This window comes from Pseudomonas sp. F(2018) (genome assembly GCF_005508865.1).
Taxonomy (GTDB): Bacteria; Pseudomonadota; Gammaproteobacteria; order Pseudomonadales; family Pseudomonadaceae; genus Aquipseudomonas.
The window spans coordinates 66,031-74,086 of record NZ_SCOM01000008.1; the positions used below are offsets into that span (position 1 = coordinate 66,031).

At 67.9% G+C, this 8,056-nt stretch carries 11 protein-coding genes; 2 read left to right on the forward strand and 9 right to left on the reverse strand.

Annotated features, from left to right (window positions below; translation table 11 throughout):
- Positions 1–17 precede the first annotated feature (17 nt).
- Positions 18–947: an NAD-dependent epimerase/dehydratase family protein gene (locus tag FFS62_RS23000; protein WP_137975176.1), complete on the forward strand. Its 930-nt coding sequence runs from the start codon at positions 18–20 to the stop codon at positions 945–947.
- Positions 948–1,138: 191 nt separating this feature from the next.
- On the opposite strand, the gene FFS62_RS23005 is transcribed toward FFS62_RS23000, so the two are convergent.
- From FFS62_RS23005 to FFS62_RS23025, 5 genes are all read right to left on the reverse strand, one after another.
- Entirely contained in the window at positions 1,139–1,825 is a 687-nt protein-coding gene (locus FFS62_RS23005) for an OmpW family protein (protein WP_137975177.1), read from the reverse strand.
- A 118-nt stretch (positions 1,826–1,943) separates the two neighbouring features.
- A complete protein-coding gene (locus FFS62_RS23010) occupies positions 1,944–2,471 on the reverse strand; it encodes a DUF3299 domain-containing protein (protein WP_137975178.1) in 528 nt (175 codons plus the stop codon).
- Positions 2,472–2,479: 8 nt separating this feature from the next.
- On the reverse strand, positions 2,480–3,742 hold the full coding sequence (locus tag FFS62_RS23015; protein WP_137975179.1) for an ABC transporter permease: 1,263 nt from the start codon (positions 3,740–3,742) through the stop codon (positions 2,480–2,482).
- Position 3,743: 1 nt separating this feature from the next.
- Positions 3,744–4,451: an ABC transporter ATP-binding protein gene (locus tag FFS62_RS23020; protein ID WP_137975180.1), complete on the reverse strand. Its 708-nt coding sequence runs from the start codon at positions 4,449–4,451 to the stop codon at positions 3,744–3,746.
- Between the two features lie 77 nt (positions 4,452–4,528).
- Positions 4,529–5,107, reverse strand: a complete 579-nt coding sequence (locus tag FFS62_RS23025) for a DUF2796 domain-containing protein (RefSeq protein ID WP_137975181.1) — start codon at positions 5,105–5,107, stop codon at positions 4,529–4,531.
- Positions 5,108–5,222: 115 nt separating this feature from the next.
- Between FFS62_RS23025 and FFS62_RS23030 the strand changes: the two genes are divergently transcribed.
- Positions 5,223–5,564, forward strand: coding sequence for a hypothetical protein (locus tag FFS62_RS23030; protein ID WP_137975182.1), 342 nt, complete (start codon positions 5,223–5,225; stop codon positions 5,562–5,564).
- A 40-nt stretch (positions 5,565–5,604) separates the two neighbouring features.
- Here the strand turns inward: FFS62_RS23030 and FFS62_RS23035 are convergent, their stop codons facing one another.
- From FFS62_RS23035 to FFS62_RS23050, 4 genes are all read right to left on the reverse strand, one after another.
- On the reverse strand, positions 5,605–6,039 hold the full coding sequence (locus FFS62_RS23035; RefSeq protein ID WP_137975183.1) for a thioesterase family protein: 435 nt from the start codon (positions 6,037–6,039) through the stop codon (positions 5,605–5,607).
- Positions 6,039–6,911, reverse strand: a complete 873-nt coding sequence (gene trxA, locus FFS62_RS23040) for a thioredoxin (protein WP_137975184.1) — start codon at positions 6,909–6,911, stop codon at positions 6,039–6,041. The genes FFS62_RS23035 and trxA overlap by 1 nt, the downstream gene beginning before the upstream one ends.
- Before the next feature lie 111 nt (positions 6,912–7,022).
- Positions 7,023–7,679, reverse strand: a complete 657-nt coding sequence (locus tag FFS62_RS23045) for a methyltransferase (RefSeq protein WP_137975185.1) — start codon at positions 7,677–7,679, stop codon at positions 7,023–7,025.
- Positions 7,676–8,056: YbaY family lipoprotein (locus FFS62_RS23050; RefSeq protein WP_137975186.1), on the reverse strand; the 381-nt coding region annotated here is incomplete at its 5' end. The genes FFS62_RS23045 and FFS62_RS23050, both read right to left, overlap by 4 nt.

The following is an 8,056-nucleotide window of genomic DNA, read 5'->3' on the forward strand; positions in this document are numbered from 1 at the left end:
ACGTTCTCGAGAATCCCATGTCCGACTCCCTGATCCTGGTCACCGGTGGCGCCGGCTTCATCGGCTCCCACCTCTGCGATGCCCTGCTGGCCGCCGGCCATCGGGTGCGCGTGCTGGACAACCTGTCCACCGGCAAGCGCAGCAACCTGGCCCTGGACAATCCGCGCCTGGAGCTGATCGAGGGCGATGCCGCCGACGCCGCCCTGGTGCGCCGCGCCATGGCCGGCTGCAGCGCGGTGGCGCACCTGGCCGCGGTGGCCTCGGTGCAGGCCTCGGTGGACGACCCGGTGAGCACCCACCAGAGCAACTTCGTCGCCACCCTGAATATCTGCGAGGCCATGCGCGAGGCCGGCGTGCGCCGGGTAGTATTCGCCTCCAGCGCGGCGGTGTACGGCAACAACGGCGAGGGCGTGGCGGTCGGCGAAGACACGCCCAAGGCGCCGCTGACGCCCTACGCCGCGGACAAGCTGGCCAGCGAGTACTACCTGGACTTCTACCGCCGCCAGCACGGCCTGGAGCCGGCGATCTTCCGCTTCTTCAATATCTTCGGCCCGCGCCAGGATCCCTCGTCGCCCTATTCCGGGGTGATCAGCATCTTCACCGAGCGCGCCCAGGCCGGTCGGCCGATCACGCTGTTCGGCGACGGCGAGCAGACCCGCGACTTCTTCTACGTCGCCGACCTGGTGCCGCTGCTGATGCAGGGCCTGAGCAAGACCGCGGTGGAGCCCGGCGCGGTGAACGTCGGCCACAGCCAGTCGGTCAGCCTCAACCAGCTGCTGGACGCAGTGCGCCAGGTGCTCGGCGGCCTGCCCGAAGTCACTTATGGCGAGGCGCGCCCGGGCGATATCCGTCACTCCAAGGCGGACAACAGCCTGCTGCGTCAGCGCTACCAGTTGGCGCCGGCCACGCCGCTGGCGCACGGCCTGGCACGGCTGCTCGGACGCTGAGCACACCGCCATGAAAAAGCCCCGCGAATGCGGGGCTTTTTTTTGCTTTGGCTTTTGCGGGGCCAGGATCTTTTGAGCTAGAGCCAAACAAGGCGAAATCGGGCGAGGGCGCGGAGTTTACGAGGTGTAAATGAGCAGCCCGAGCCCGGTTTCAACGCAGTGTGGCCGACGATCAAGAGATCCTTGAGGGCTTAGAACTTGTAGCCGAGGCCGATCATGTAGACGAACGGATCGACGTCCACATCCACCTCGACCTCGCGGCCGCCGAAGCTGGTGCTGCCCTGGGTGTCGATGTCGATGTAGCGCACCTGGGCGTTGATCATCACGTTGTCGGTCAGCATGTAGTCCATGCCCACCTGGGCGGCAAGACCCCAGGAGTCGTCCAGGTCGAGGCCGCTGAAGCCCTTGTCCTCGGCCTCGCTGCTCAGCTTGGTGTCGAAGAACCAGGTGTAGTTGATGCCGGCTCCGACATAGGGCTGGAAGGCCGAGGCGGCGTCCAGCGGGTAGTACACCACGCTCAGGGTCGGCGGCAGGTGCTTGAGCTCGCCGAGCTTGCCGTTGAGGCCGGCGAAGGCGCCGGGCATGCCCTTGACGCCGACGTCATGGCTGAACGGGGTGGCGGCCAGGAGCTCGACGCCGACGTGATCGGTGACCATGTAGGCGAAGTTCAGGCCGAGCTGGGTGTCGCTGTCCAGGGTGGCCTTGGTGCCGGCCACGTCGGTGCCGAGGGCGCCGACCCAGATGTCGCTGCTGCTCTCGTGCGGGTCGACGGTGATGGCACCGGCACGCAGGATGATGTCGCCGGCCTGGTGGGCCTGGGCCAGCGGGGCGGCCAGGGCGAGGGCCAGCAGGGAAGTGGCGAACAGTGTTTTATTCATGTTGGGCTCCGGGGAGTCAGCAGTTCGTATTGGCTGACTGTCATGCTACGGAGCCCCCGGGGGCGCTTGTTGATCTGGCTCAATGGCCGCGCACCTTGGGGTGCGGCGGCCTGTCGCACTACATCTCGTAGGCGTAGATTTTTTCCGCCGTCATCTTGTAGCCGGCGCTGCCCATCTCGCTGTCGGTGGCCTCGACCCTGAGCGGACCCTCGATCCAGAACGGCTGGTACAGGGCGTCCATCTGCACGCCCAGCTCGCTGGTGACATGCACGATCTGGTTGGACGGCGGTGGCGGCACATGGATGCAGGCGCCGAAGTAGGGCACGAAGAGGAACTCGGTCACCCGGCCTTCCTCGGTCACGTCCAGCGGCACTATGTAGCCGGGCAGCTTGATCTGCTGATTATCCAGGTCTTTGACCACCGGCGCGTCCGGCGCGGATTGCTGGGCCGCCGGGCCGCTCTCGGCGGCCAGGGCATCGGCCAGCTGCGACAGATCGTGCATCGGCGCCTGCTGTGGCGCCTGTGGCGGTGCGCCTTCGGGAATCAGCTCGCTCCAGGTCAGCTCGCGCGCACTGTCTGCCAGAGCGGGGGCTGCCCACAGTGGAGTGGCAATGGCGAGCAGCAGGGCGAACAGCAGATGACGCATGGGCAACCTCACAGACGAATGGACAGGCCGTCGGCCAGCGACTGCCGATAGGCGCGCCAAGCCGGCACGGCGCCCATCAGCAGGGCGGCGCCCAGAATAGCGCCGAGCAGGCCCCACTCATAGGCGCTGGGCAGCGCAAGCGGCAGATACAGGCCATATTGCGCCTGCACCCAGCCCTGGCTGATGGCGATGCCGGCATACAGCAGCGCCAGGCCCAGGGCTGCACCGGCCGCGGCCAGCACCAGCGCCTCCAGCACCAGCAGCCCGGCGATATGCCAGGGCCGCGCGCCCACCGAGCGCAGGATGGCCATCTCGCGGCGGCGTTCGTTGAGGCTGGTGAGGATGGCGGTGAGCATGCCGATCAGGCCGGTCAGCACGACGAACAGCGAGACCACGAACAGCGCCTTCTCCGCCGTGCCCATCAGGCTCCACAGCTCCTGCAGGGCCACGCCGGGGAGGATCGCCAGCAGCGGCTCGCCACGGAACTCGTTGACCTGGCGTTGCACGGCGAAGGTGGCGACCTTGCTCTTCAGGCCGAGCAAAACGGCGGTGATCGCCTTGGGCTGCAGGTGCATGTCGCGCGCCTGCTCGGCCGAGACCTTGGCGTTGCCGCGTGCCGGCATGCCGTTCTGCCAGTCGACGTGCAGCGCCTCCATGCCCTCCAGCGAGATGTGCAGGGTGCGATCCACCGGCGTGCCGGTACGGGCGAGGATGCCGACCACGCGGAAGGGCTTGTCGTCGTGCTGGGTCAGGCTGACGGTGGCGACGCCATGGGCCAGGACGATCTGATCGCCGAGCTTGTACTTCAGCGCCTCCGCTACCTCGGCGCCGAGCACCACCTCGAACAGGTCGGCGAACGGCTTGCCCTGGGCCAGTTGCAGCGGCTGGGCGCGGCCGTAGCGGTAGTGCTCGAAGTAGCCGGGGTCGGTGCCCAGCACCCGGTAGCCGCGGTGCGAGTCGCCCAGTGACAGCGGGATCGCCCACTTCACCTGCGGGTGTTTGGCCAGGGTCTCGAAACTGTCCCAGCGGATATTGTTGGTGGCGTTGCCGATGCGGAACACCGAGTACAGCAGCAGGTTCACGCTGCCCGAACGCGCGCCGACTATCAGGTCGGTACCGCTGATGGTGCTGGCGAAGCTGGCGCGCGCCTCGGTGCGCACGCGCTCGACGGCCAGCAGCAGGCACACCGAGAGGGCAATGGCGAATACCGTGAGCAGCGCGGTGAAGCGGCGGTTGGCCAGGCTGGCCAGGGCAATTCGTAGCAAATGCATGTCAGACCTCCACCGGCTTGCTGGCGCGGTTCAGCTCGGCCAGCGAGACGCTACGGTCGAACAGCGGCGCCAGGCTCTGGTCGTGGCTGACGAACAGCAGGCTGGCGCCAGCGGCGCGGCATTCGGCGAACAGCAGTTGCAGGAAGGCCTCGCGAGCGTCGTGATCCAGGGCCGAGGTCGGCTCGTCGGCGATCACCAGCTCCGGCTGGCCGATCAGCGCGCGAGCGGCGGCGACGCGCTGCTGCTGGCCGATGGACAGCGAGTCGGCGCGGCGTTCCAGCAACTCGGCCTTCAGCCCCAGATGTTCAAGCAGTTGCGCGGCGGCGCCATCGACACTGCCGTGGCGTTCCTTGGCCCGCTGCGCGCGGCTCTTGGAGAAGCGGCAGGGCAGCTCGACGTTCTCGCGCACGGAGAGGAACGGTAGCAGGTTGAACTGCTGGAAGATGTAGCCGGTGTGGTCGACGCGGAAGCGATCGCGGGCGCCGGAAGACAGCTTTGCCAGCTCCTGGCCGAGCAGCCTTAGGCTGCCGCGGCCTGGCTTCTGCACACCACCGAGCAGGCCGAGCAGGGTGGTCTTGCCGCTGCCGCTGGGGCCCTTGAGGAACAGGCTCTCGCCACGTTGCAGAGTGAAGGCGGGGATATCCAGCAGCTCGGCCTGGCCGGGCCAGGCGAAGCCGAGGTCTTGGAGTTCGATCAGTGCGTCGGGCATGGGCGATTCGCGCGTCGGAGAGAGCGACAGCTTAAAGGCAAGAGGAAGGGCGGCGCACCCGGGTGCGCCGCGATTTGTCAGAAGCTCAGGCGCGAGTTGCTCGGGGTCAGCTCGGCGCCTTGCTGGCCGCTGGGGCCGATCAACTGCACTTCGAGCTTCTCGGTGCCGGGGAAGGTGCCGAAGAAGCTGCCAAGTTCCAGGGTCTGCAGTGCCTCGGCGTTGGCGCAGGCGAAGCGGTAGCTGGCGTCGATATCGCTGTGACCATGCTCGTCGCCGTGCTTGTGTTCCGCGTGCTCGGCAGCTTCGAACAGCGGGCTCTCCAGCTGGCTTTCCTGCACGGCGCACTTGGCCTCGATCGGCAGGGCGAACAGCGCTTGGGGCTGCTCCAGGTGCTGGCGCGCGGCAGCGACCTTGGCCTGGTCGGCAGCGCTCTTGGCCTCGTGCTCGAAGCCGACCAGGTTCATCGCCGGGCTCTCCAGCTGGATTTCCAGGGTCTGGCCGTCCAGCGCCACATTGAGGCTGGCCACGCCGTGCTCGTGGGCGCCGAGGCTGCCGTGTTCCTCATGAGCATGGTCATGCGCATGTTCGTGGCTGGCGGCCTGGGCGATGGTCAGGGGCAGCAGGGCGAAGGGCAGGGCGAGCAGAATGCGGCGCATGAATCGAACTCCGGCGACTTAATGTTAGGTTATGTTGTAACACTAAAGAGTCGCGATTGGCCAGTCCCGCCATGCACATGGCAGCATGGCGGCCTGATGTCCGGGAGTGGGAACGATGCTGCGAATCAAGGGGCGGGTCGGCGACTGGCCGGTGGACCTGACGGTGGAGATGGATGCCGAGGACTGGGCGCAACTGGCGGCTCATCTGCCGGTGGAAGCCGCGCCCGCTGCGCCGCGAGCCACGCCGGCCAGCAATCCGGCGGATGCCCTGTGGCCGCTGGCCCAGGAGCTGCTGCAGCGCGCCGGCAGCCTGGAGGGTCCGCAACTGCTGAGCGAGCTGTCGGCCCTGGCCGGCGGCGATGCGGCCGGCAAGCGCCTGCTGGTGCGCCTGCGCCATTGCCCGCAGGTGCAGGTGGAAAGCGGCGCCGAGGCGCCGCTGTATCGCTGGGTAGAGTGATGCGCGGGTTGCACCCGCCCTACGGAGGTTCGTGCCCAGCCTAGCCGGCCTGGTTGACCGTCACGCCCGGCGCGCCGCGTTCCAGCTGGGCGCGGATGGCGTCGGGAATCGCCGCCTTGGTGAAGGCCTGGGCATCGACCATCACATAGGTGACTTCGGCGCGGGCGATGGCGGCCTGGTCGGCCTGACGGCGGATGTCCACTTCCAGGGCGAACGAGCTGTTGCCCAGGCGCAGGGTGTGCACCTCCAACTGCAGCACATCGTCGAAACGCGCCGGCGCGCTCCAGTCGATCGTCATGCGTACCACCTGGCTGTCCAGGTTCTGCTCCAGCAGGTTCTGGTAGCTGCCGAACACGGAGCGGTAGAACTCGGTGGCCGCCACGTCCACGTAGTCGCCGTAGCGGGCATTGAACACCACCTGCTGGGCGTCGCATTCGCCATAGCGCACTCGCAGCAGCAGGCGGAAAGGCGCCATCAGTAGATCGCCTGGTACAGCTTGCGGCGGTAGGCGGTGACCAGCGGGTGGTCGCCGCCGAGCAGGTCGAACACCTGCAGCAGGGTCTTGTGCGGCAGGCCTTCCTGGAAGCTGCGATTGCGCACGAACAGCTTGAGCAGGCCCTCCAGCGCTGCCTCGTACTGCTGGCGCGACAACTGCTGCACGGCCAGCTGATAGCTCGCCTCGTCATCGTCCGGATGCTGAGCCAGGCGGCTCTTCAGGTCGGCGGCGTCCGGCAGGCTGGCGGCCTGGCGCAGGAAGGTCAGTTGCGCCTTGGCACCGGCCAGGGCCTGCTTGTGCTCGTCGCCCTTGACCGCACCCAATACCGCCTCGGCTTCGCCCAGCTCGCCGCGTTCGGCCAGGCAGCGGGCGTAGAGGATCAGCGCCGCGGCGTTCTCGTTGTTGTCGGTCAGTACCTGCTTGAGCAGGTTCTCGGCCTCGCCGAAACGCTCCTCGGCGAACAGCGCCTGGGCGGTCTCCAGCGGGTCGGCGGCCAGCGGCGCCGGCTCGGCCACATGCGGCTTGAGCATTTCGCGGATGGCCGATTCCGGCTGCGCACCGGCGAAGCCGTCCACCGGCTGGCCGTTCTTGAACAGCACCACGGTGGGCAGGCTGCGGATGCCGAAGCGCGCGACTATGTCCTGCTCCGCGTCGCAATCGACCTTGGCCAGCAGCAGCTCGCCACGATATTCCTCGGCGATCTTCGCCAGCATTGGCATCAGCGCCTTGCACGGCGCGCACCATTCGGCCCAGAAGTCCACCAGCACCGGCTTGTGGAAGGAGTTCTCGATCACCAGCTGTTCGAAGCTGGCGGCGCCGGAAACGTCGAAGATGTAAGGGGTATCGCTCATGGCAATTCTCGCTTGGCGGCCCGCGGTGCGAGCCGAGGAACAGTGATGCGACTATAAATGCGGGCGGCGCCCGGCGGATACAAGTAGCCCGGATTGCATCCGGGCTACGGATCAGGTGCGCGTCGCGTGGTACAGGCTGACGCTGCGGAATTCCGCCGGCTCGGCCAGGTCCGGCCAGGTGCAGGCGTCGAGCAGGCCCAGGCGTTGGTAAAGCGGATGCTGGAAGTCCTTGACTCGCGAATCGGCCACCAGCGCCTCCTGGCCGCGGCTGAGGAAGGCGTCGAGCAGCGGCAGGTTGGCGCGGTCGTAGAGCACGTCGGCGACGATGATCAGGTCGAAGCGGTCCTGCTCGGCGAAGAAGTCCAGCGAGTAGCTCAGTTCCACACCGTTCAGCTCGGCATTGGCCTGGCAGGATTCGATGGCCAGCGGGTCGAGATCGCAGGCCACCACTTCCGCTGCACCGGCCTTGACCGCGGCGATGGCCGCCACGCCGGAGCCGGCGCCGAAGTCGAGCACGCGCTTGCCGCGCACCCACTCCGGTTTTTCCGCCAGCCAGCGCGCCAGGGCCAGGCCGCTGGCCCAGCAGAAGCTCCAATAGGGCGGCTCTTCAAGGATGCGTCGGGTCTCTTCCGGACTGAAGCTGCGGTCCATGTTGGCCGGGTCGACCAGCCACAGACGGATGTCGGTGCCGGGCAGGGTCTCCGCGCTCAGACGGGCATCGCCGAGCAGCTGTTGCAGGGCGGACTGCAGGGCTTCGGGTGCCTTCATGGCGCGCTGACCAGCGACAACGCGCCGAAGTCGCGACTCACCGCCTGAGTCACCCGCTGCGGCGGCAGGCGCAGGATCAGGCGGCCGGACTGGCTGATGCGCGCGCGCAGCTCGACCCGCGCACCGGCCGGAAAATACTCGGGGTTGAACGGCAGGCGGAAGGCCAGGGCCTGGCCATCGCCGGCCAGCTTGAGGCTGCCCAGCAGCTGCTGCGGGCGGTCGCGCTCGTCCACCACCAGCAGGGCCATCTCCACTTCGCTGCCGGGCGGCGGCGTCAGCAGGCTGCCGCGCAGCTCGCGCATATGGGCGGGCAGGACCTGCTCGACTGGTGCGGCGGGCTTGGCGACGGGCGCGGGGCGGGCCGGAGCGACTGGGGC